Annotated in this window: 19 protein-coding genes and 1 pseudogene; 13 read left to right on the forward strand and 7 right to left on the reverse strand. The window is 51.6% G+C overall.

The window, feature by feature from the left end:
- Positions 1–21: 21 nt before the first annotated feature.
- The 3 genes from silE to silR all read right to left on the reverse strand — a co-directional run bounded on the left by silE (position 22) and on the right by silR (position 2,852).
- Positions 22–453 carry a silver-binding protein SilE gene (gene silE / locus K9N75_RS22050; RefSeq protein WP_000790485.1) on the reverse strand — a complete coding sequence of 144 codons (432 nt, stop codon included), beginning with the start codon at positions 451–453 and terminating at the stop codon, positions 22–24.
- 244 nt (positions 454–697) lie between these two features.
- Positions 698–2,179: a copper/silver sensor histidine kinase SilS gene (gene silS, locus K9N75_RS22055; protein WP_001572350.1), complete on the reverse strand. Its 1,482-nt coding sequence runs from the start codon at positions 2,177–2,179 to the stop codon at positions 698–700.
- A complete protein-coding gene (gene silR, locus K9N75_RS22060; protein ID WP_001572351.1) occupies positions 2,172–2,852 on the reverse strand; it encodes a copper/silver response regulator transcription factor SilR in 681 nt (226 codons plus the stop codon). Before silR ends, silS begins: the two co-directional genes overlap by 8 nt.
- Positions 2,853–3,041: 189 nt before the next feature.
- Here silR and silC point away from each other — a divergent pair, with 189 nt between their 5' ends.
- From silC to K9N75_RS22100, 8 genes are all read left to right on the forward strand, one after another.
- Positions 3,042–4,427: a Cu(+)/Ag(+) efflux RND transporter outer membrane channel SilC gene (gene silC / locus K9N75_RS22065; RefSeq protein WP_001572353.1), complete on the forward strand. Its 1,386-nt coding sequence runs from the start codon at positions 3,042–3,044 to the stop codon at positions 4,425–4,427.
- A 28-nt stretch (positions 4,428–4,455) separates the two neighbouring features.
- Positions 4,456–4,809, forward strand: coding sequence for a Cu(+)/Ag(+) efflux RND transporter periplasmic metallochaperone SilF (locus K9N75_RS22070; protein ID WP_001246152.1), 354 nt, complete (start codon positions 4,456–4,458; stop codon positions 4,807–4,809).
- A gap of 113 nt (positions 4,810–4,922) precedes the next feature.
- Positions 4,923–6,215, forward strand: a complete 1,293-nt coding sequence (silB, locus tag K9N75_RS22075) for a Cu(+)/Ag(+) efflux RND transporter periplasmic adaptor subunit SilB (RefSeq protein ID WP_001572354.1) — start codon at positions 4,923–4,925, stop codon at positions 6,213–6,215.
- Between the two features lie 10 nt (positions 6,216–6,225).
- Positions 6,226–9,372: a Cu(+)/Ag(+) efflux RND transporter permease subunit SilA gene (silA, locus tag K9N75_RS22080; RefSeq protein ID WP_001572356.1), complete on the forward strand. Its 3,147-nt coding sequence runs from the start codon at positions 6,226–6,228 to the stop codon at positions 9,370–9,372.
- Positions 9,373–9,457: 85 nt separating this feature from the next.
- Entirely contained in the window at positions 9,458–9,898 is a 441-nt protein-coding gene (locus K9N75_RS22085) for a DUF411 domain-containing protein (protein WP_001572357.1), read from the forward strand.
- A 97-nt stretch (positions 9,899–9,995) separates the two neighbouring features.
- Positions 9,996–12,470: an Ag(+)-translocating P-type ATPase SilP gene (silP, locus tag K9N75_RS22090; RefSeq protein WP_139152414.1), complete on the forward strand. Its 2,475-nt coding sequence runs from the start codon at positions 9,996–9,998 to the stop codon at positions 12,468–12,470.
- 40 nt (positions 12,471–12,510) lie between these two features.
- Positions 12,511–12,708, forward strand: coding sequence for a DUF2933 domain-containing protein (locus tag K9N75_RS22095; RefSeq protein WP_000843494.1), 198 nt, complete (start codon positions 12,511–12,513; stop codon positions 12,706–12,708).
- A 245-nt stretch (positions 12,709–12,953) separates the two neighbouring features.
- Positions 12,954–13,651 (forward strand): IS1-like element IS1B family transposase gene (locus K9N75_RS22100; RefSeq protein WP_095033700.1). Its coding sequence is split into 2 segments (ribosomal slippage): positions 12,954–13,203 and positions 13,203–13,651, totalling 699 coding nucleotides; the frame shifts between segments, so codons are not numbered across the junction.
- A gap of 83 nt (positions 13,652–13,734) precedes the next feature.
- Here K9N75_RS22100 and K9N75_RS22105 read toward each other — a convergent pair.
- From K9N75_RS22105 to K9N75_RS22115, 4 genes are all read right to left on the reverse strand, one after another.
- Positions 13,735–14,016: a helix-turn-helix domain-containing protein gene (locus K9N75_RS22105; RefSeq protein WP_000780222.1), complete on the reverse strand. Its 282-nt coding sequence runs from the start codon at positions 14,014–14,016 to the stop codon at positions 13,735–13,737.
- Entirely contained in the window at positions 13,997–14,326 is a 330-nt protein-coding gene (locus K9N75_RS22110) for a type II toxin-antitoxin system RelE/ParE family toxin (RefSeq protein WP_000493286.1), read from the reverse strand. The genes K9N75_RS22105 and K9N75_RS22110 overlap by 20 nt, the downstream gene beginning before the upstream one ends.
- Before the next feature lie 277 nt (positions 14,327–14,603).
- The gene (locus K9N75_RS22945; RefSeq protein WP_487249805.1) at positions 14,604–14,735 is read right to left on the reverse strand and encodes a replication-associated protein RepA4; all 132 of its coding nucleotides are present in this window, start codon (positions 14,733–14,735) and stop codon (positions 14,604–14,606) included.
- 636 nt (positions 14,736–15,371) lie between these two features.
- Positions 15,372–16,394: an IS110 family RNA-guided transposase gene (locus tag K9N75_RS22115; protein ID WP_001572362.1), complete on the reverse strand. Its 1,023-nt coding sequence runs from the start codon at positions 16,392–16,394 to the stop codon at positions 15,372–15,374.
- A gap of 153 nt (positions 16,395–16,547) precedes the next feature.
- On the opposite strand from K9N75_RS22115, the gene K9N75_RS22120 reads away from it, so the two are divergent.
- The 5 genes and pseudogenes from K9N75_RS22120 (at position 16,548) to qseC-like (ending at position 21,357) form a co-directional block, all read left to right on the forward strand.
- On the forward strand, positions 16,548–17,252 hold the full coding sequence (locus tag K9N75_RS22120; RefSeq protein ID WP_001572363.1) for an IS6-like element IS26 family transposase: 705 nt from the start codon (positions 16,548–16,550) through the stop codon (positions 17,250–17,252).
- Positions 17,253–17,303: 51 nt separating this feature from the next.
- Positions 17,304–18,212: pseudogene (locus tag K9N75_RS22125) on the forward strand (IS481 family transposase); the annotation flags it as partial.
- On the forward strand, positions 18,145–19,170 hold the full coding sequence (locus K9N75_RS22130; protein WP_077909719.1) for an ExeA family protein: 1,026 nt from the start codon (positions 18,145–18,147) through the stop codon (positions 19,168–19,170). The pseudogene K9N75_RS22125 and the gene K9N75_RS22130, both read left to right, overlap by 68 nt.
- 193 nt (positions 19,171–19,363) lie before the next feature.
- The gene (gene qseB-like, locus K9N75_RS22135; protein ID WP_001572368.1) at positions 19,364–20,032 is read left to right on the forward strand and encodes a QseB-like response regulator transcription factor; all 669 of its coding nucleotides are present in this window, start codon (positions 19,364–19,366) and stop codon (positions 20,030–20,032) included.
- Positions 20,008–21,357: a QseC-like sensor histidine kinase gene (gene qseC-like / locus K9N75_RS22140; protein ID WP_001572371.1), complete on the forward strand. Its 1,350-nt coding sequence runs from the start codon at positions 20,008–20,010 to the stop codon at positions 21,355–21,357. Before qseB-like ends, qseC-like begins: the two co-directional genes overlap by 25 nt.
- Positions 21,358–21,461: the final 104 nt, after the last annotated feature.

The raw sequence follows: 21,461 nt of genomic DNA on the forward strand, positions 1-21,461 counted from the left end.
GCACAGATACTTCCCTCGCCGTCAGCCTGCACTGAGCATGCGACGATGCGCTTCGGCCATGGCCTGATGTGGGCCAGACTGACCGTTATTCATAAATTCATGGGCAACTGCAGCTCTTTCATGCTCATTCATTGCCGCTAATGACTTCGACGGCCCGGTAGGGGAAACGGTCTGACTTCCCATCATCCTCTGATGACTTTCCACCATTTTCTGGTGCGCATCCGCCGACCCGTTCGTCATGGTTTCATGAGCAATAATGGCCTGTTCATGCTGGTCCATACCGGCCATACGAGGTGCAGTCCCCTGGATCCCGACAGGAGCCGCAGCAGACTGCATCTGGTGAGCAGGTGCCTGTGCATTGTTGACCCGCTCATGGATATTCACGGTTTCAGTGGCCCAGGCCGAAGAAATTAAGCCAAAGCCCAGCAAGGATGCTAATACGATATTTTTCATGATAACTCTCCATTTCTTAATTAGTGATGTCCGGGGGAGTACAACCGGTGTTTTCAGTTCCATAACTGAAACAGGTTCGGAAGTGTTTATTTCTCCGGGAGGGGACTGGATATTCATTTCCTGGCGTCCACTGACGCCGGATATTGATAAAGCAATCCAGCCTTCCTGATAAGTTGCACTAATTATATCGAATGGCTTCTGTTTGCTGCATGACAGGCTAATGACATCTTTGTCATTTAAATCTTTATTCCCAGCACTGGGTGTCCGGAATCATTTTCTCCAGTCTGGGCACGGATAAGATAAAACGCGTTGAGTGTACGTCCGATTCCACCTGCACTCTTCCGTGATGTGCTTCCACGATTGACTTCACAATCGCAAGGCCGATGCCGCTGCCTTCTCCTTTTCGTTGTCTGGACGGATCCACCCGATAAAAACGGTCAAACAACCTTGATAAATGCTCTTCAGGGATTGGTTTCCCCGGATTTTCAATCACAAGGTCAAAAAAGCTCTCCTGCTCTCTTATTGAGACGGTGATTGCCTGTCCCTCTGGGGTATAACGCAGGGCGTTGGATAACAGATTATTGATCGCTCTTCTGAACATTTGTGGATCTCCCTCAACCAGGCAGGGCATCCCGTTAAATTTGAGCATAATATTGCGTTCTTCGGCCCAGGCTTCGAAAAACTCGAAGACTTTCATGACTTCTGCTCTGAGGTCAAACCGAACCCTGTCAGGTATCAGCTGATTATTGTCCGCCTGTGCCAGGAACAGCATGTCGCTGACCATTTTGGTCATCCGGTTATACTCTTCAAGGCTGGAATAGAGGACATCCTCAAGTTCCTTCTGCGTTCGATCCTGACTCAGAGCGATTTCAGTCTGCGTCACCAGATTGGTGATGGGTGTTCTGATCTCGTGCGCGATATCGGCAGAGAAATTGGCCTGGCGGGTAAAAACATCCTCAATCTTTCCAATCATATGATTGAACGAGATAACCAGCTGCTCCAGCTCAATGGGAACGCGTGTCGGTTCCAGCCGCGCATCAAGATTCTCGGAGGTGATGTTTTTAATGGCATTGCTGACATTACGAAGGGGCAGGTGCCCCTGACGGACAGCAATGCGAATGATCAGAACAATCAGCAGGCTTATCACGACGGCAATCGCAATCAGATTTTTTTTCAGCGCATCGAGGTAATGGAGATGGAAATTAATGGAGAGGCCAGTCAGCATGACATAGTTCTGCTGTTTGCCCTGAAATATCGCCTGGCCAGAGGAGGCGATAATCCGGTATGTTTCCATCTTCATTCCGGACCCGGTATCCATCGGTCCCGCAGGATCCTCCACCGTCCAGAGAAAGACATCCCGTGCGCGGCTGTGCTCGCTAAAATCTGCTGAATTCACGGCCGGGCGTAGTGCCGCCCCCTGAGCTGAGCTCAAGAGCACTTCACCCCTGGGATTGAGGAGCAAAAGGGCAACGTTGCGGTAGCTGGCAATTGATTCCTTTATTTTGCTTACTTTTTTTTCATCCGGATCTGCCGGGGACTGGAGTATACGGCTCAGTGTGGTGCTGATTTGTTGCAGATCGCTGACATCCTGCTCGGCAAAATGCTTTTCAACAGAATGCAGCATAAACCAGGTGAAGGCGATAAACGCCAGTATTGTGGACAGGCTGATAAAAAAGGTCAGCCGCAGAGCGAGTGAGAAAGGTCGTCTGGACGGTTTGCTATGCATCCGGGATCTCCAGCATGTAGCCCACGCCCCGCACTGTCTGGATCAGTTTTGTCCCGTAATCGTTGTCTATTTTAGCGCGGAGTCGCTTTACTGCGACATCAATCGCGTTAGTGTCGCTGTCAAAATTCATGTCCCAGACCTGAGAGGCAATCAGGGAGCGGGGAAGAACTTCTCCCTGATGGCGAATGAAGAATTCCAGCAAGCTGAACTCTTTACTGGTGAGCACAATGCGGTTCCCGGCGCGGCTGACTTTTCTGGATACGAGATCAACCGAGAGGTCAGCCACTTTAAGCTGGCTTTCCGTGATCATCGTGTTTCCCCGCCTGAGGAGGGTTCTTACCCGGGCGAGCAGTTCAGCAAACGCAAAGGGCTTCACCAGATAATCGTCCGCACCCAGCTCAAGTCCTTTGACCCTGTGTTCAATCGTGCCAAGGGCCGTCAGCAGTAATACCGGCATCCCCTTTCCGGCACTGCGCAGCATACGGATGATATCCCAGCCGTTTACATCAGGCAGCATGATATCCAGGATGACTAAATCATACTCGGCTGTCATGGCAAGATGATATCCGGTCAGACCATTATCAGCGTGATCCACGACGAACCCCGCCTCTGTCAGCCCCTTGCTGAGATATTCACCTGTTTTAATTTCGTCTTCAACGATTAATATTTTCATCATGCTCCCCGGCTGGCTGCTAATGTCATTTTATTGCGCCCACGATCGTTATCAACGGATTACAGCAAAAATGACAACATTGTCATTATCCTGTCACCCGGCAAACAGAGAGCGTTCGGTAAAGTATCCCTATCAATACTCTGGACTTCGTTTGAACCATTTACCAGGTCTGCCTGTACGAGAAGCGTTATGTTCAAATTAAAATTACTCAGCATCAGTACCATATTCATCCTGGCTGGTTGTGTTTCTCTGGCACCTGAATATCAGCGTCCGCCAGCTCCGGTTCCCCAGCAGTTTTCATTGTCTAAAAACAGTCTGACGCCTGCGGTAAACAGCTATCAGGATACGGGCTGGCGAAACTTTTTTGTCGATCCCCAGGTCAGCAGGCTGATCGGTGAAGCCCTGAATAATAACCGTGATTTGAGAATGGCTGCCCTGAAGGTTGAAGAGGCCCGGGCCCAGTTCAACGTCACGGATGCAGATCGTTATCCCCAACTGAATGCCTCATCCGGGATCACATACAACGGTGGTCTGAAAGGTGACAAGCCGACCACACAGGAGTACGACGCGGGTCTGGAGCTCAGCTATGAGCTCGATTTTTTTGGCAAACTTAAGAACATGAGTGAGGCTGATCGCCAGAACTACTTTGCCAGCGAAGAAGCCCGTCGTGCCGTACACATCCTGCTGGTCTCCAACGTTTCACAGAGCTATTTCAGCCAGCAACTGGCGTACGAACAACTCCGTATTGCGCGGGAAACGCTGAAAAATTATGAACAGTCCTATGCTTTCGTTGAGCAACAACTGGTGACCGGGAGTACGAACGTTCTGGCACTTGAACAGGCGAGAGGACAAATCGAAAGTACCCGCGCCGAAATAGCCAAACGAGAAGGCGATCTGGCTCAGGCAAACAATGCCCTGCAACTGGTGCTGGGAACGTACCGCGCACTTCCGTCAGAAAAAGGGATGAAAGGCGGGGAGATCGCACCAGTAAAATTGCCACCAAATCTATCTTCACAAATTTTGCTGCAGCGACCGGATATTATGGAAGCGGAATATCAGCTGAAAGCGGCTGATGCCAATATTGGCGCAGCGCGGGCGGCCTTTTTCCCGTCCATTACCCTGACCAGTGGCCTTTCCGCAAGCAGTACGGAGCTGTCCAGTCTCTTCACGCCAGGAAGCGGAATGTGGAATTTTATTCCTAAAATTGAAATTCCTATATTTAATGCTGGCAGGAACAAAGCCAATCTGAAGCTGGCTGAAATTCGCCAGCAACAGTCCGTGGTTAATTACGAACAAAAAATTCAGTCAGCCTTTAAGGATGTTTCCGACACGCTTGCGCTGCGCGACAGCCTTAGCCAGCAACTTGAGTCACAGCAGCGTTATCTTGATTCACTTCAGATAACTCTACAGCGTGCCAGAGGATTGTATGCAAGTGGTGCTGTCAGTTACATCGAAGTGCTGGATGCAGAACGTTCCCTCTTCGCGACGCAGCAAACCATTCTCGATCTTACCTATTCCCGACAGGTTAACGAAATTAATCTGTTTACCGCGCTGGGTGGCGGTTGGGTAGAGTAAATTTATTCAATTAATCAGGAAATTAAAAATGCGTAATTCACTTAAAGCCGTTTTATTTGGTGCCTTCTCTGTCATGTTTTCTGCCGGTCTTCATGCTGAAACACATCAGCATGGCGATATGAATGCTGCCAGTGATGCTTCGGTACAGCAGGTTATCAAGGGCACCGGTATCGTTAAAGACATTGATATGAATAGTAAAAAGATTACCATTTCGCACGAAGCAATCCCGGCGGTGGGCTGGCCTGCAATGACCATGCGCTTCACTTTTGTTAATGCAGACGACGCTATCAATGCCCTGAAAACCGGCAACCATGTCGATTTCTCGTTTATTCAGCAGGGCAATATCTCCTTACTCAAAAGCATTAACGTTACGCAATCCTGATTAACAGTCCGGAGCGAATACATCCAGTGCGCCTGAACATTCATTATGGGATTACTGTGAATGAATAATCGTGCGCATATGCCAGGTGTTTTGATTTTTCAGCGAGAAATTGTATGGCTTCTTTAAAGATAAAATATGCTGCAATAATTATCAGCAGCCTCATAGCAGGGGGGCTGATATCGGTTACTGCCTGGCAGTATGTAAACTCATCACAAAAAACAGTACCAGCAGAACAAAAGGCACCGGAGAAAAAGGTACTTTTCTGGTATGACCCGATGAAACCGGATACCAAATTTGATAAACCCGGAAAATCGCCTTTTATGGATATGGACCTTGTGCCGAAATATGCTGATGAAAGTGGCGATAAAAGCAGTGGCGGGATCCGTATCGATCCAACTCAGGTTCAGAATCTGGGATTAAAAACGCAAAAAGTCACGCGAGGAATGCTGAATTATTCTCAGACAATCCCGGCTAATGTCAGTTACAACGAATATCAGTTTGTCATTGTGCAGGCGCGTTCTGACGGTTTCGTCGAAAAAGTGTATCCCCTGACGATTGGCGATCATGTGAAGAAAGGCACTCCGCTTATCGATATCACCATTCCTGAATGGGTTGAGGCACAAAGTGAGTTTCTGCTGTTATCCGGTACAGGCGGTACGCCAACCCAGATAAAAGGGGTTCTGGAGCGACTTCGTCTGGCTGGTATGCCGGAAGAGGATATTCAAAGGCTGCGTTCAACCCGCACAATCCAGACCCGTTTTACCATTAAAGCACCTATTGATGGTGTCATTACTGCATTTGACCTGCGCACCGGCATGAATATTTCCAAAGATAAGGTGGTGGCTCAGATTCAGGGGATGGACCCGGTCTGGATCAGCGCTGCAGTGCCAGAATCTATCGCATATCTGCTGAAAGATACGTCGCAGTTTGAAATTTCGGTACCGGCTTATCCGGATAAAACATTCCATGTCGAAAAATGGAACATTCTTCCCAGCGTGGATCAGACAACCCGCACGCTTCAGGTCCGCCTCCAGGTTACTAACAAGGATGAGTTTCTCAAGCCGGGCATGAATGCCTATCTCAAACTGAATACCCAAAGTCAGGAGATGCTGCTGATACCAAGCCAGGCCGTTATCGATACCGGCAAAGAACAGCGCGTGATTACTGTTGATGATGAAGGCAAGTTTGTGCCGAAACAGATCCACGTTCTGCATGAATCACAGCAACAGTCCGGCATTGGCTCCGGTCTTAATGAAGGCGATACCGTGGTGGTCAGTGGCCTGTTCCTCATTGACTCCGAAGCCAATATTACGGGCGCGCTGGAACGTATGCGCCACCCTGAAAAAACAGAAAACAGTATGCCAGCAATGTCTGAGCAGCCTGTAAATATGCATTCAGGGCACTGAGGAGACGACGATGATTGAATGGATTATCCGGCGCTCTGTCGCCAACCGTTTCCTGGTCATGATGGGCGCACTGTTTCTCAGCATCTGGGGCACATGGACGATAATTAACACGCCGGTCGATGCGCTGCCTGACCTGTCAGATGTGCAGGTCATTATTAAAACCAGCTATCCCGGACAGGCTCCGCAGATTGTAGAAAACCAGGTCACCTATCCGCTTACCACCACCATGCTGTCCGTACCTGGCGCAAAAACCGTGCGTGGCTTTTCACAGTTCGGTGATTCGTATGTGTATGTCATTTTTGAAGACGGGACCGATCTGTACTGGGCCCGTTCGCGCGTGCTGGAATACCTGAATCAGGTTCAGGGCAAACTGCCTGCGGGTGTGAGCTCTGAAATCGGTCCGGACGCCACGGGGGTGGGCTGGATATTTGAATATGCCCTTGTCGATCGCAGCGGAAAACACGACCTTTCAGAACTGCGTTCTCTGCAGGACTGGTTCCTGAAATTTGAACTGAAGACCATCCCGAACGTGGCTGAGGTCGCTTCGGTTGGCGGCGTGGTGAAACAGTACCAGATTCAGGTCAATCCGGTAAAACTGTCTCAGTATGGTATCAGCCTGCCCGAAGTGAAACAGGCCCTTGAATCGTCTAACCAGGAGGCCGGTGGCTCATCCGTTGAAATGGCCGAAGCTGAGTATATGGTCCGTGCCAGCGGTTATCTTCAGAGCATTGATGATTTTAATAACATCGTCCTGAAAACAGGCGAGAACGGCGTGCCGGTTTATCTGCGGGATGTTGCCCGCGTGCAGACCGGGCCTGAAATGCGGCGTGGTATTGCCGAGCTGAACGGCCAGGGCGAAGTCGCTGGCGGCGTGGTGATCCTGCGGTCGGGTAAAAATGCACGCGACGTTATCACGGCAGTGAGGGATAAACTTGAGACGCTGAAGGCCAGCCTGCCGGAAGGCGTTGAAATCGTGACCACCTACGATCGCAGCCAGCTCATCGACCGGGCGATTGATAACCTCAGTTCCAAACTTCTGGAAGAGTTTATCGTGGTGGCCATCGTCTGTGCCCTGTTCCTGTGGCACGTACGTTCTGCCCTGGTGGCGATTATCTCTCTGCCGCTTGGTCTGTGTATCGCCTTTATCGTCATGCACTTCCAGGGACTGAACGCCAATATCATGTCGCTGGGAGGGATAGCGATTGCCGTCGGTGCGATGGTGGATGCCGCCATTGTGATGATTGAGAATGCGCATAAGCGGCTTGAGGAGTGGGATCATCAGCATCCGGGTGAGCAGATTGACAACGCCACCCGCTGGAAGGTGATTACCGATGCCTCCGTTGAAGTGGGACCCGCACTGTTTATCAGCCTGCTGATCATCACCCTGTCCTTTATTCCTATCTTTACCCTGGAAGGGCAGGAAGGTCGTCTGTTTGGCCCGCTGGCATTCACGAAAACGTACTCCATGGCGGGCGCGGCCGCGCTGGCCATCATCGTCATTCCTATTCTGATGGGATTCTGGATCCGGGGGAAAATTCCTGCCGAGACAAGTAACCCCCTGAACCGGGTGCTGATCAAAGCGTATCATCCTTTGCTGCTGCGGGTCCTCCACTGGCCAAAAACAACCCTGCTGGTTGCGGCCTTGTCCATTTTCACGGTTATCTGGCCACTGAGTCAGGTGGGCGGTGAATTTCTGCCGAAGATTAACGAGGGCGATCTGCTGTATATGCCGTCGACCCTGCCGGGTGTCTCTCCGGCAGAAGCTGCAGCGCTCCTGCAGACAACAGACAAGTTAATCAAAAGCGTTCCTGAAGTGGCTTCTGTATTTGGCAAGACCGGTAAAGCACAGACCGCAACGGATTCCGCGCCGCTCGAAATGGTGGAAACCACGATCCAGCTCAAACCTGAGGATCAGTGGCGTCCCGGCATGACAATTGACAAGATTATTGATGAACTCGACAGGACAGTCCGTTTACCGGGTCTGGCAAACCTCTGGGTGCCGCCTATCCGTAACCGTATTGATATGCTCTCAACCGGGATCAAAAGCCCGATAGGTATCAAAGTGTCCGGGACTGTTCTGTCCGATATCGACGCGACGGCGCAGAGTATCGAGGCGGTAGCCAAAACCGTGCCTGGCGTGGTGTCTGTCCTGGCTGAGCGACTTGAGGGCGGGCGCTACATCGATATCGATATCAACCGGGAGAAAGCCTCCCGCTACGGGATGACGGTAGGTGATGTCCAGCTGTTCGTCTCTTCAGCAATCGGAGGTGCTATGGTGGGTGAGACGGTTGAAGGGGTGGCCCGGTACCCTATTAACATTCGCTACCCGCAGGATTACCGGAACAGTCCGCAGGCGCTGAAACAGATGCCGATCCTGACCCCGATGAAGCAGCAGATCACGCTGGGCGATGTCGCGGATATTAACGTCGTTTCCGGACCAACCATGCTGAAAACCGAAAATGCCCGGCCAGCCAGCTGGATTTATGTTGATGCCCGCGGCAGGGACATGGTGTCGGTGGTTAACGACATTAAGACGGCCATCAGCGAGAAAGTGAAACTGAGACCGGGAACCAGTGTGGCATTCTCCGGACAGTTTGAACTGCTTGAGCATGCCAACAAGAAACTGAAGCTGATGGTGCCGATGACGGTGATGATCATTTTCATCCTGTTGTATCTGGCATTCCGCCGGGTTGACGAAGCCCTGCTGATCCTGATGAGCCTGCCGTTCGCCCTGGTTGGCGGAATATGGTTCCTGTACTGGCAGGGCTTCCATATGTCAGTGGCGACCGGAACCGGGTTTATCGCCCTGGCCGGGGTGGCAGCAGAGTTTGGCGTGGTCATGCTGATGTATCTGCGTCATGCCATTGAAGCGCACCCGGAATTGTCCCGTAAAGAGACGTTCACACCGGAAGGTCTTGATGAAGCCCTCTATCATGGTGCCGTACTGCGTGTCCGGCCGAAAGCCATGACCGTGGCGGTGATCATTGCGGGCCTGCTGCCCATACTCTGGGGAACCGGCGCAGGTTCAGAGGTCATGAGCCGTATTGCGGCCCCCATGATTGGCGGGATGATCACGGCTCCGCTGCTGTCCCTGTTCATTATTCCTGCCGCCTACAAACTCATCTGGCTGCGCAGACATAAAAAGAGCGTGTCATAACCCTGAAAGGGCACCCCTGCGGGTGTCCTTTTGCATAAATTCACCCTGGCATCAGGGTTTATATCGATAACATACAGAGGTGAGTATGAAAAAAATGATTCTAATGATCCTGGCTCTCGGCATTTCACTGCCCGTGATGGCGAGTGAAAAAGTCATTGATATGTACAAATCTGAAAACTGTGGCTGTTGTTCCCTGTGGGGCAAGGCGATGGAAAAAGCCGGGTTTGAAGTGCGAACTCACGTCATGAATGATCAGGCGCTGTCAGCCCTGAAAGAAAAGCATGCTGTTCCTGCAGGACTACGAAGTTGTCATACCGCGGTTGCCGGTAATTTGATCATTGAAGGCCATGTGCCTGCGACAACGATTTATAAAGCAATGCAGTCTGGTTCAGGTATATACGGTCTCGCCACCCCCGGTATGCCGGCAGGAAGTCCGGGAATGGAGATGGGAGCCCGAAAAGAGGCTTACGATGTTATCGCATTCTCACCGGATGGAAGTAAAAGAGTCTTCCAGCGAATCGAATAGTCAGCGGAACGGCTGATAACGGGACGCCGGTAGCAGGCCCTCTTATGCCGGCGACATTCGTGGTAATCGCATCCATGACATACCCTGAAGACAGAAAATGCTTCAGGTATGCATAAGGAGAGTTACTGTGAAAAATGACAATGTAGTGCAACACAACAACCAGACTGCTTCTGAACAGACATTATCCCCGGACGAGAGCCACGTATTGCATAAGGTGAGAGATCCCGTGTGCGGGATGGCATTCCTGCCCGACAGGGCGCACAGCAGCATTCGATACCAGGACCATCAGCTTTATTTCTGCTCTGCCAGCTGTGAGAGTAAATTTACAGCCCATCCCGACCGTTATCTTACCGAAGATGCCAGTGAACATTCCCACCACCACCACGATCACCACGAAGTCAGCCCAGACCAGATAAAACAGCCTCACCATCAGGCGGAGAAAGATATTTCTGAAGGTGTGTGGACATGTCCGATGCACCCGGAGATACGCCGCAGTGGTCCCGGAAGCTGTCCTGTCTGTGGAATGGCACTGGAACCGCTCGTAGCCACGGCATCGACGGGGCCGAGTGATGAACTTCGCGACATGACAAGACGCTTCTGGCTGGGGTTGTTGCTGGCGTTTCCGGTTCTGATACTCGAAATGGGATCTCATCTGTTTCCCGCCTTGAGGAATACAGTACCGCCACAATACAACACATGGCTGCAGCTGCTTCTGGCCTCTCCAGTCGTGTTGTACTGCGGCTGGCCATTCTTCGCCCGGGCCGGAATGTCGTTGCGTAACCGCTCCCTGAATATGTTTACCCTTGTTGCAATGGGGACCGGCGTAGCCTGGGTTTACAGCGTCATTGCAACCGTCTTCCCCTCCTGGTTTCCTGCATCGTTCAGAAACATGGATGGCCTGGTGGCCGTTTATTTTGAAGCCGCAGCAGTAATTACGGTGCTTGTTCTGCTGGGACAGGTTCTTGAACTGCGGGCACGGGAACAAACCTCAGGTGCCATTACTGCGCTTCTGAACCTTGCCCCCAAAACAGCCAGGCGGCTGGATCATGACGGTCATGAAACGGATATTAATGCAGAAGATGTCCTGCCTGGCGATAAGCTCCGCATCAGACCTGGAGAGAGTATTCCGGTCGACGGTATCGTGGTCGAAGGCAAAACAACTGTTGATGAATCGATGGTGACCGGGGAGTCTATGCCGGTTACCAAAAAAGAAGGTGAACCTGTCATTGGGGGGACGATTAATCAGACAGGGAGTCTTATCATCCGAGCAGAGAAAGTCGGTGATGAAACGATGCTCTCACGAATTGTTCAGATGGTCGCTGATGCACAGCGTTCGCGAGCCCCCATCCAGAGAATGGCTGACAGCGTTTCAGGCTGGTTTGTTCCTCTGGTGATACTTATCGCGGTTGTTGCTTTCTTGATCTGGTCTGTCTGGGGGCCCGAGCCCAGGATGGCGCACGGTCTCATTGCGGCTGTGTCGGTCCTGATTATTGCCTGTCCCTGCGCGCTGGGACTGGCCACGCCGATGTCGATAATGGTGGGGGTGGGCAAAGGCGCCCAGGCCGGGGTGTTAATCAAGAATGCCGAAGCCCTTGAGCGTCTTGAAAAAGTGGACACGCTGGTTGTCGACAAAACAGGCACGCTCACGGAAGGTTCGCCTACGGTGACAGGGATTATCAGTCTCAGTCCGGGTGGGGAAATATCTCTTTTACGTGTAACAGCTGCAGTGGAAAAAGGTTCGCAGCATCCGTTGGGTATGGCTGTTGTCAGAGCCGCGCAGGAAAAGGGGATCGTGATACCTGCCGTCAGTAATTTCAATGCCCCGTCGGGGAAAGGTGTCTCAGGCGATGTCGAAGGTCAACGGGTTGTTATTGGTAATGAACTGGCTATGCAGGAAAACAGTATCGTTATTGATAATCAAAAGGCCGTTGCGGATACGTTGCGGATGGAAGGCGCTACCGTTATCTATGTGGCCACAGACGGGAACCTTGCAGGCCTGATAGCTATCTCGGATCCCGTGAAAGCAACCACGCCGGATGCGCTTAAAGCTTTGCGTCAGGCGGGGATCCGCATTGTTATGCTCACCGGGGATAACCAGCTTACTGCTGAAGCAGTCGCACGGAAACTGGGAATAGATGAGGTTGAAGCCGGGATTCTGCCGGATGGCAAAAAAGCAGTGATAACCCGACTGAAAGAGTCTGGCCATGTGGTTGCGATGGCCGGAGACGGTGTGAATGATGCCCCGGCGCTGGCAGCGGCTGACGTGGGTATAGCCATGGGAACGGGTACAGATGTGGCAATTGAAAGTGCCGGAGTCACCCTTCTCAAAGGCGACCTGATGATACTGAACAGGGCCCGTCATCTGTCAGAGATCACCATGAAAAATATCCGACAGAATCTGTTTTTTGCATTTATCTACAACGCACTTGGTGTGCCGGTGGCTGCAGGCCTGCTTTATCCTGTGTATGGAATACTGCTGTCGCCAGTTATTGCGGCGGCGGCCATGGCTCTTTCTTCCGTCAGCGTCATTGTGAATGCGTTGCGTCTGAAAAGTGTCAGGCTCGGGAAATAACACTGAGTGAAGGGTCTGTTATGAACAGAAGGAGTCCAGTATGAAAAGTACCACCTATGCGCTTATTGCTGTCGCCGCGATCGCGGCATTTGCCCTCCTGCGAGAACACTGGTCACATGTGGCAGGTTACTGGCCATATCTGTTATTGCTGGTCTGCCCGCTAATGCATCTTTTCCACGGCCACGGAGGGCATGGGGATCACCAACATCACGGAAGTGAAAACGATAAAAAAAATTAATCCGGCAAACGGGGCCGCGTCGCGGTCCCGTTATCAGTCCAGGTATCGTTCGTAGTCTCTGGCATGCGCAAAGGCATGCTGTTCGAGTTTGTTATCAGCGGGTGCCGATGCCCGGAACGACAGTGAATTAACAGGATTGTTATTGATGACCAGCTCGTAATGTAAATGAGGACCGGATGAACGTCCGCTGGGTGATGCTGCCAACTTACTGATTTAGTGTATGATGGTGTTTTTGAGGTGCTCCAGTGGCTTCTGTTTCTATCAGCTGTCCCTCCTGTTCAGCTACTGACGGGGTGGTGCGTAACGGCAAAAGCACTGCCGGACATCAGCGCTATCTCTGCTCTCACTGCCGTAAAACATGGCAACTGCAGTTCACTTACACCGCTTCTCAACCCGGTACGCACCAGAAAATCATTGATATGGCCATGAATGGCGTTGGATGCCGGGCAACCGCCCGCATTATGGGCGTTGGCCTCAACACGATTTTCCGCCATTTAAAAAACTCAGGCCGCAGTCGGTAACCTCGCGCATACAGCCGGGCAGTGACGTCATCGTCTGCGCGGAAATGGACGAACAGTGGGGATACGTCGGGGCTAAATCGCGCCAGCGCTGGCTGTTTTACGCGTATGACAGGCTCCGGAAGACGGTTGTTGCGCACGTATTCGGTGAACGCACGATGGCGACGCTGGGGCGTCTTATGAGCCTGCTGTCACCCTTTGACGTGGTGATATGGATGACGGATGGCTGGCCGCTGTATGAATCCCGCCTGAAGGGAAAGCTGCACGTAATCAGCAAGCGATATACGCAGCGAATTGAGCGGCATAACCTGAATCTGAGGCAGCACCTGGCACGGCTGGGACGGAAGTCGCTGTCGTTCTCAAAATCGGTGGAGCTGCATGACAAAGTCATCGGGCATTATCTGAACATAAAACACTATCAATAAGTTGGAGTCATTACCTTAAACTTGCTTTAACAAAATTTTGGGACTGACCGAAACAAAAAGGCCAGCCCCGGAGGGCTGGCTATTCAGTACAGGGCAATGACAGGTTTCTTGATGCCGCAGGCGTGAGCGTAGCGGGTCAGTGTGTCGATGCTGGCTTTGGTGATGTTGTTTTCCAGGCGAGAAATAACCGGAGGTGTAACCCCCATGCGTTCAGCAACCTGCGCTTTTGTCAGGTTGTCATGCTTGCGCCATTCAGCAAGCAGCTCCCTGAGCTTTTCCTTACGTTCTTCTTCCTGCCATGCAGCGCGATATTCATCGTCCTGCATCCACTCGTTATGCAGTTCTTTATGGCTTACCAGTTTCATTAAGTACCTCCGCTAACCGCTTTTTGGCGAGATCGATTTCTTTCGCTGGCGTTTTCTGTGACTTCTTGATGAAAACACGGAGCATGATGATGGTATTGCCTTTGTGGTATACCCAGATTCCCCTGGCTATGTCCGTCCCCATCGTGCGGATCTCAAAAAGTCCATCGCCCAGGGGCTTCGTGTCCGGCTCCCGCAGTAATCGGGCGTCATACTCCAGTTTGCCGATGAGACGGTCAAACTTCACCCTGATTTTTACGGGTAATGCTGTGGCTTCTTCCCTGGCTTCCGGGTGATAAACAACGCTAAACATGTGACCTCCCATTTCTATTAATATTAACCTATAGGCTAATTTCAGACAAGGTAGAATTAACCTATAAGCTAATTTTGTTGGCAGTTATCGTGGCTACCCGGTCACTACCCTGTTAGCGTGAGTTTTCGTTCCACTGAGGAACGGGGATTTATGCGCGTTAGCGCATGTAAGGCGGCAGGATGAAATGACAGGTAGCACCGAGGGTTAGCCGCCGATACCAGTGAGGGATCGAAAGGGATCGCCTATCCATCCCTTCACCCTGCAAAGCCATATTCCGCTAAAAGCGGCTCAGAGGCTTTTGTGCGCGGTCGGAGTGGTCACAACAAGGCGAAGCCGCAGTTGGGGCGTATCTCCGCGTTAGCGGGTCGTAAGAGCCGCTTACGAGCGTGTAAGCTAATTCTTCAGCGATATTTGCTGACGTATCCGGCGTGGCCGGATTTGTCCAATCCCTCGATGGCTAACAGGCGAGCTGTTAGCCATCGAGGGATTCCGTTCTGAATGCCCCGCGCTTTAGCGTGGGGAGCTACTTTTGAGGCGCTCGCGCCGATGCTGTTCGGTTATCCACTTTTTAAAGGGGATAACAGTAATGTCTTTTATTTTTTGGTTTATCTTTTAATACGTAAGTAATTAAAAGATAAACCAAAAGAGTATTTGCGCCATCTCGTTTGCACTTCATTATCACTTACCCACAAGCTATACAGCAGTTGTGGTGGGTCTACGCCGGAACCGCCGAAAAATCCGTCATTCCTGTAGGCGGGATGGGTTGGATTTCGAAAATTATTGTACTATAAGGGCTTCCCCGGCGTGTCAACGCCGGTGTTTATGGTTTCTGTCTGCTCTTCAGTAAAAATAAAGGGGAGAGACTGCGGTACTATAAACGGCCATGATGAATCGTCATCGATTCGGACCCTGATGAAAGACGCGCGTGAGGTTCTTGTTCGTTAAGCGGATACGTATATCCTGTACAATAGCCAGATAGGCCTCACGGGGTATAACCCTTTATCATCAACGAATTGCAGGTCAGATGGTTATTTTGTTTCGTGCTTTAGCTGGCTGAGTACAGCCTGAAATCATCACCGTAATGCAATGATGCCCAGCACAGCCTTGCGTTTTTGGCGGCGATGGCTACAACGGCACGCCAGTATCCTCTGCGATCGACCAGTGAACAGACCCAACGACTGAATAAATCAGTCCTTTTCTCGGCACCAATCAGAACCGAACGAGCCCCCTGAACCAGTAGCGTTCGCAGATACGAATCGCCAGCTTTAGTTATCCTGCCAAGCTTTGATTTCCCACCACTGCTGTACTGCGATGGCGTTAGTCCCAGCCAGGCTGCCAGTTGTCGCCCATTTTTAAAATCGTGTGCATTACCGATACTGGCGACCAGCGCACAGGCCGTTGTGGGACCAATCCCTTTCAGTTCCATCAATCGCTGGCTGCGGTGATCTGTTTTTGCCATGCGGGACAAAATCCGGTCATATTCAGTAATATTATCTTCAATACGATCAATGTGTTCCAGCAGGTCATTAACACATTGTTGAACCTGAAGTGGCAAAGAACTCTTCTGCTCAGAAACCATGTGACGCAGGGCATCTGTACTTTGTGGGGCGATGACACCGAATTCCGATATCAAACCTCTCAATCGGTTATATGTTGCTGTTTTCTCTTCGATAAAACCCTGTCTGATACGGTGTAGGCATTGCATCGCCTGCTGGCTCTCATCCTTCACTGGTACAAACCGCATATGCGGGCGACGAACTGCTTCACAGATAGCCTGAGCATCAGCTGCATCATTTTTGCCTGATTTACCGGCCATGCGGTAAGGAGATACAAATTTAGCAGCCATCAGCCGTGGTTCATGACCATATTGCCGAAACAACCTTGCCCAGTAGTGAGCCCCGGAGCATGCCTCCATCCCGATAACACAGGGAGGTAAACTGGCAATCAGCTCAGGAAGGGCAGCACGCGATACTTTGGGTTTAACCAGAACAGTTTTACCGTGTTGGTCAACGCAGTGAACAGCGAACACATTTTTAGCAAGATCGATACCGACAGTCGTGATGGTCATAACGAATCCCTCCGGGGCTATGTTTACCCCATGATTGCACAAGAGTTAATCAGGCGCATATCCAGGGGAAGTCCCTTCCATTCGTTAAGGGGCACTGTTGCAAATAGTCGGTGGTGATAAACTTATCATCCCCTTTTGCTGATGGAGCTGCACATGAACCCATTCAAAGGCCGGCATTTTCAGCGTGACATCATTCTGTGGGCCGTACGCTGGTACTGCAAATACGGCATCAGTTACCGTGAGCTGCAGGAGATGCTGGCTGAACGCGGAGTGAATGTCGATCACTCCACGATTTACCGCTGGGTTCAGCGTTATGCGCCTGAAATGGAAAAACGGCTGCGCTGGTACTGGCGTAACCCTTCCGATCTTTGCCCGTGGCACATGGATGAAACCTACGTGAAGGTCAATGGCCGCTGGGCGTATCTGTACCGGGCCGTCGACAGCCGGGGCCGCACTGTCGATTTTTATCTCTCCTCCCGTCGTAACAGCAAAGCTGCATACCGGTTTCTGGGTAAAACCCTCAACAACGTGAAGAAGTGGCAGATCCCGCGATTCATCAACACGGATAAAGCGCCCGCCTATGGTCGCGCGCTTGCTCTGCTCAAACGCGAAGGCCGGTGCCCGTCTGACGTTGAACACCGACAGATTAAGTACCGGAACAACGTGATTGAATGCGATCATGGCAAACTGAAACGGATAATCGGCGCCACGCTGGGATTTAAATCCATGAAGACGGCTTACGCCACCATCAAAGGTATTGAGGTGATGCGTGCACTACGCAAAGGCCAGGCCTCAGCATTTTATTATGGTGATCCCCTGGGCGAAATGCGCCTGGTAAGCAGAGTTTTTGAAATGTAAGGCCTTTGAATAAGACAAAAGGCTGCCTCATCGCTAACTTTGCAACAGTGCCAAAGCCATGTATTCCAGAATGTGATGCAGTCCCTGAAAGTTGACTGGCTGACGCATACACCGGCAGGTAAGGATGGCACCCGGACAACGGCACGGTCCAAAGGTAAAGTAGAGCGTCCTTTCAGGACCGTTAAAGAGGCACATGAAACCCTGTACCATTTCCATAAACCGGAGACGGAGCTGCAGGCCAACGAATGGCTCTGGAACTATCTGAGTCGTTACAATGCGCAGCAACACCGCAGCGAGAAACACTCGCGCCTGGAGGACTGGCTGGCAAATATCCCCCGGGACGGCGTGAGAGATATGTGCAGCTGGGAACAATACGGTCGGTTCGCCCGGGAGCCGGAATCCCGCAAGGTGGGTGTTGATGCGCGGGTAACGATAGACGGCACCGCATGGGAAGTTGAACCGGATATGGCGGGGGAAATCGTCATTCTGCTGTGGGGGTTGTTTGACGAAGAGATGTATGTGGAGTTTACCGGTGAAACATGGGGGCCTTATTATCCGGTATCGGGGCCTGTGCCACTACACCGTTATCGGACGTTCAGGCGTGGCAAAGCGGCTGAACGGGCCGATCGTATTCATGCTCTGGCCAGACAGCTGAACATCCCCATCAGCGCGTTGTCCGGAAGCGATCTCCGCGTGGTCAGTGATGACACCCAGCAGCGCATTGATGAATTGCCACATCAGCCCTTTGATGCCCGAAAATTTGAATACCACTTTCCCACCGTTATTGCGGCAAAACTGGCTATTGCCGACGATCTGGCCATTCCGCTGGCCAGAATGCCGGATGAAGACCGGGCGTTTATCGACAGTATTCTGGCTGAGACGCTAAACCGTAATGAAGTACTCGCCCGCATCAGAGACTATTTTCGTAACAGACAACCAGGAGAAGACCATGCGGGTTGAAGTGATGGAGCATTATGGGCTGACGCAGTCTATTGAACAGGCCAGGTATTATGAAACTGCTCACCATAAGCAGTTGATGAAAGACATTAAAGGGGCGATACGCGAAGGGCGTCTGATAGCCGTCTGTGGTGTGGTCGGAAGTGGCAAAACAGTCACTCTGCGACGCCTGCAGCAGCAACTGATGGATGAAAACAAAATCATTGTCGCCCGTTCCCTGTCGGTCGACAAACAGAGTGTCCGGCTCGCCACGCTGATTAACGCCCTGTTTTACGACCTGGCGCAGGATAAGCAGGTGCAGATCCCCAAGCAGGGTGAACGTCGCGAGCGGGAACTGCAGGAGCTGGTCAAAAAAGGTAAACGCCCGGTGGCGCTGTTTGTTGATGAGGCGCATGACCTGAACGGTAATACACTGACGGGGCTCAAACGGTTGATGGAAGTGGTTGAAGACGGCGGAGGACGGCTATCTGTCGTTCTGGCAGGTCACCCTAAACTGCGTAATGACCTGCGTCGTCCGACGATGGAGGAAATCGGTTATCGTACCGATATTTTTACGCTGGACGGGATCACCGGCAGCCAGCGCGAATATATCCAGTGGTTGCTGAAAACCAGCACCGGCAAGGGTAAGCCGGAAGATATTCTGACGACCGAAGCAGTTGACCTGTTGGCGATGAAACTTCGTACACCGCTGCAGGTCCAGTTGCACCTGACGCTGGCGATGGAAGCAGGATACCAGACAGGTGAAAAGCCGATTACCGCCACGCTGGTTGAATCCGTACTGTCACGTCAACTGGATGACCTGGAACCGACACTCACGCGGCATGGTTACCGGCTGAAAGATATGGTGGAGCAGTTTGATGCAAAACCTGCTGAAATCAGGGCATTATTTAACAATCAGTTAGACCCTGCCCGCACAGCCGAGCTACGCGACAGAATGTTGGCGGTCGGCCTACCGATATGACGATGTCTATTTGCAGTTATTGTGAGCCCGGCGGACTGGATTGCGAGTCCGTCTGGCTGATTGCGAGCCCATTGTCACTTAATGTGAGTCGGGGGCGTTTTTCATTTGCAGTTAATGTGAGCCGAAATATGCGCTGATTGCGAGTCGGAGGGATTTCGATTGCGAGCCACTACACATAGGGATTATCAACGCGATGAGAATTTTACTGGTTGAAGATGATCTGATGATCGGCGACGTGGTGGCGAATTCGTTACGCGATGCGTCGTATGCGGTGGACTGGATGAAAAATGGCAATGATGCGCTGGCCAGTTGCTTCGCGCAGCATTATGACATTGTGCTCCTGGATCTTGGGCTGCCGGGACAGGACGGCTTTAGCGTCATGAACGCACTTCGCCGTCAGGGATCATCCGTACCGGTGGTGATTGTCACCGCGCGGGATGCCCTTACGGACAGACTTCACGGCCTCGACAGTGGAGCAGACGATTACCTAATTAAACCGTTCGAGTTCAGCGAACTGCTCGCGCGGATACGCGCTGTTTTGCGACGACATAACGGCAACAGTGATCGATTGCTGAGTAACGGTGTGCTCAGCCTGAACCCGGTCAGTCACGAAGTGTGTTTGTTGGCCAGCGGAGAGAACTTTTTACTTTCGAAGCGCGAGTATGCTCTTCTGGAAGCACTCATGCAGCGCCCCGGCGGTATTCTCTCTCGCAGCGATCTTGAAGACCGTATTTATGGCTGGGGGGATGAGATTGAAAGTAACGCTGTTGAGTATTTCATCCACGCTCTACGTAAAAAGCTCGGCCGGAATGCCATCAAAAATGTCAGGGGGGTCGGATGGCTGGTTTCCAAAAGCGAGTGAAAAACTCTCTGAAGCTACAGCTCTCGGTAGCCCTGAGCGTCGCCATTTTATTTACCGCAGTTATTTCCTGTGGTCTTACCTTCTATTTTGCACTCGACGAAGCCCATGAACTACAGGATGGCACCCTGACCCAAATCGCCAGTGTGATATATGACAACCCTGACTCGCAGACTCTTGTTAAGCAACTGGATGGTGATAATGATTCCCGAGTGGTGGTGGAATTCATATCGGAAAACGGTAATTCCCTGCAGGCCCGCGACCCCACTTTTCAGCTGGAAACGCCCATGCATGAAGGTTTTCAGAACGTAATTTCCGGCGGAGAATCGTATCGTGTATTGGTGCATCGACTTTCACCCACCCAATTGGTCGCCATTGGTCAGCAGCTTGACGTACGCGACGAAATCTCATTTGAAAGCGCACTGCGCACGTTGATCCCGCTCAGTCTGCTGTTGCCGATACTGTTGCTGGTTGCGACTGATCTGATCCGGAAAGCCTTTCGCCCCGTTTCACTCCTTGCCGATGAGGTGCATCAGCGAGATGAACGCAATTTGACGCCGTTCCCTGAAGATGCCATTCCTGATGAAATTCGTCCATTTGTGGGTGGTATCAATAAATTGTTGCACAAAGTTAACGATGCCATGCAGACACAGTCACGTTTTATCGCCGATGCGGCCCATGAGTTACGTACCCCGCTAACGGCATTGTCGCTACAGGCGGAGCGGCTGTCGGCGAGCGAAATGTCGCCCGAAGCGCAATTCCGGCTGAACAGCCTGCAACAAGGGTTAAGCCGAACCAAAAACTTGTTAGAACAGCTGCTTCTGCTTGCCCGCGAACAGCAAAATACGCGGCAAGGAAATAATCAGCCTCTGCTCATTACACAGTTATTCAGGGAGGTGATTGAATCCCTGCATCCACTTGCTCTGGAAAAAAGTATTGATATTGGCGTACTGGAAACTGCCAGTGCGAGTCAGCTGGTTTACACCGATAAATACACACTCACTATTATCGTGAAAAATCTGGTAGAAAACGCAATCCGCTATATACCGGAACACGGACAAATTGATCTCAGCGTGATGGTATCGCAGCACGAAGCGATCATTAAAGTTGAAGATAACGGTCCCGGTATTGCCGCAGAAGAAAGGATGCGCGTGTTCGATGCATTTTATCGCCCTGAAGGCGTGACCCAACCCGGCTCTGGGTTGGGCTTAGCGATAGTCAAAGCATGCGTCACGCGGCTGGGTGGGAAAGTTACTTTAGCCCCTGCCAGCCAGTTTACCTCAGGCGTACTGGTCAGCATTGTCCTGCCACTGCAATCTGCGCGATAAAATGTAGATGAAAATTGTACTCTTACTGGAGATACTTTGCGTTCTGCTGGTGTTTTGCCTGCATCCCGACCTCGGTAAGGATATTGCCTGTTATTTGCATAAGA

It is taken from the genome of Hafnia paralvei, from assembly GCF_020150375.1.
Classification (GTDB): Bacteria; Pseudomonadota; Gammaproteobacteria; order Enterobacterales; family Enterobacteriaceae; genus Hafnia; species Hafnia paralvei.

Coding starts and splice junctions, on each gene's coding strand:
- K9N75_RS22095 (WP_000843494.1), top strand. CDS start 12,511: ATGAAAAGTACCACCTATGCGCTTATTGCTGTCGCCGCGATCGCGGCA.
- K9N75_RS22110 (WP_000493286.1), bottom strand. CDS start 14,326: ATGTTTAGCGTTGTTTATCACCCGGAAGCCAGGGAAGAAGCCACAGCA.
- K9N75_RS22085 (WP_001572357.1), top strand. CDS start 9,458: ATGAAAAAAATGATTCTAATGATCCTGGCTCTCGGCATTTCACTGCCC.
- silR (WP_001572351.1), bottom strand. CDS start 2,852: ATGAAAATATTAATCGTTGAAGACGAAATTAAAACAGGTGAATATCTC.
- K9N75_RS22115 (WP_001572362.1), bottom strand. CDS start 16,394: ATGACCATCACGACTGTCGGTATCGATCTTGCTAAAAATGTGTTCGCT.
- K9N75_RS22120 (WP_001572363.1), top strand. CDS start 16,548: ATGAACCCATTCAAAGGCCGGCATTTTCAGCGTGACATCATTCTGTGG.
- silE (WP_000790485.1), bottom strand. CDS start 453: ATGAAAAATATCGTATTAGCATCCTTGCTGGGCTTTGGCTTAATTTCT.
- silC (WP_001572353.1), top strand. CDS start 3,042: ATGTTCAAATTAAAATTACTCAGCATCAGTACCATATTCATCCTGGCT.
- K9N75_RS22070 (WP_001246152.1), top strand. CDS start 4,456: ATGCGTAATTCACTTAAAGCCGTTTTATTTGGTGCCTTCTCTGTCATG.
- qseC-like (WP_001572371.1), top strand. CDS start 20,008: ATGGCTGGTTTCCAAAAGCGAGTGAAAAACTCTCTGAAGCTACAGCTC.
- qseB-like (WP_001572368.1), top strand. CDS start 19,364: ATGAGAATTTTACTGGTTGAAGATGATCTGATGATCGGCGACGTGGTG.
- K9N75_RS22105 (WP_000780222.1), bottom strand. CDS start 14,016: ATGAAACTGGTAAGCCATAAAGAACTGCATAACGAGTGGATGCAGGAC.
- silS (WP_001572350.1), bottom strand. CDS start 2,179: ATGCATAGCAAACCGTCCAGACGACCTTTCTCACTCGCTCTGCGGCTG.
- K9N75_RS22130 (WP_077909719.1), top strand. CDS start 18,145: ATGAAGTACTCGCCCGCATCAGAGACTATTTTCGTAACAGACAACCAG.
- silP (WP_139152414.1), top strand. CDS start 9,996: ATGCTTCAGGTATGCATAAGGAGAGTTACTGTGAAAAATGACAATGTA.
- silA (WP_001572356.1), top strand. CDS start 6,226: ATGATTGAATGGATTATCCGGCGCTCTGTCGCCAACCGTTTCCTGGTC.
- silB (WP_001572354.1), top strand. CDS start 4,923: ATGGCTTCTTTAAAGATAAAATATGCTGCAATAATTATCAGCAGCCTC.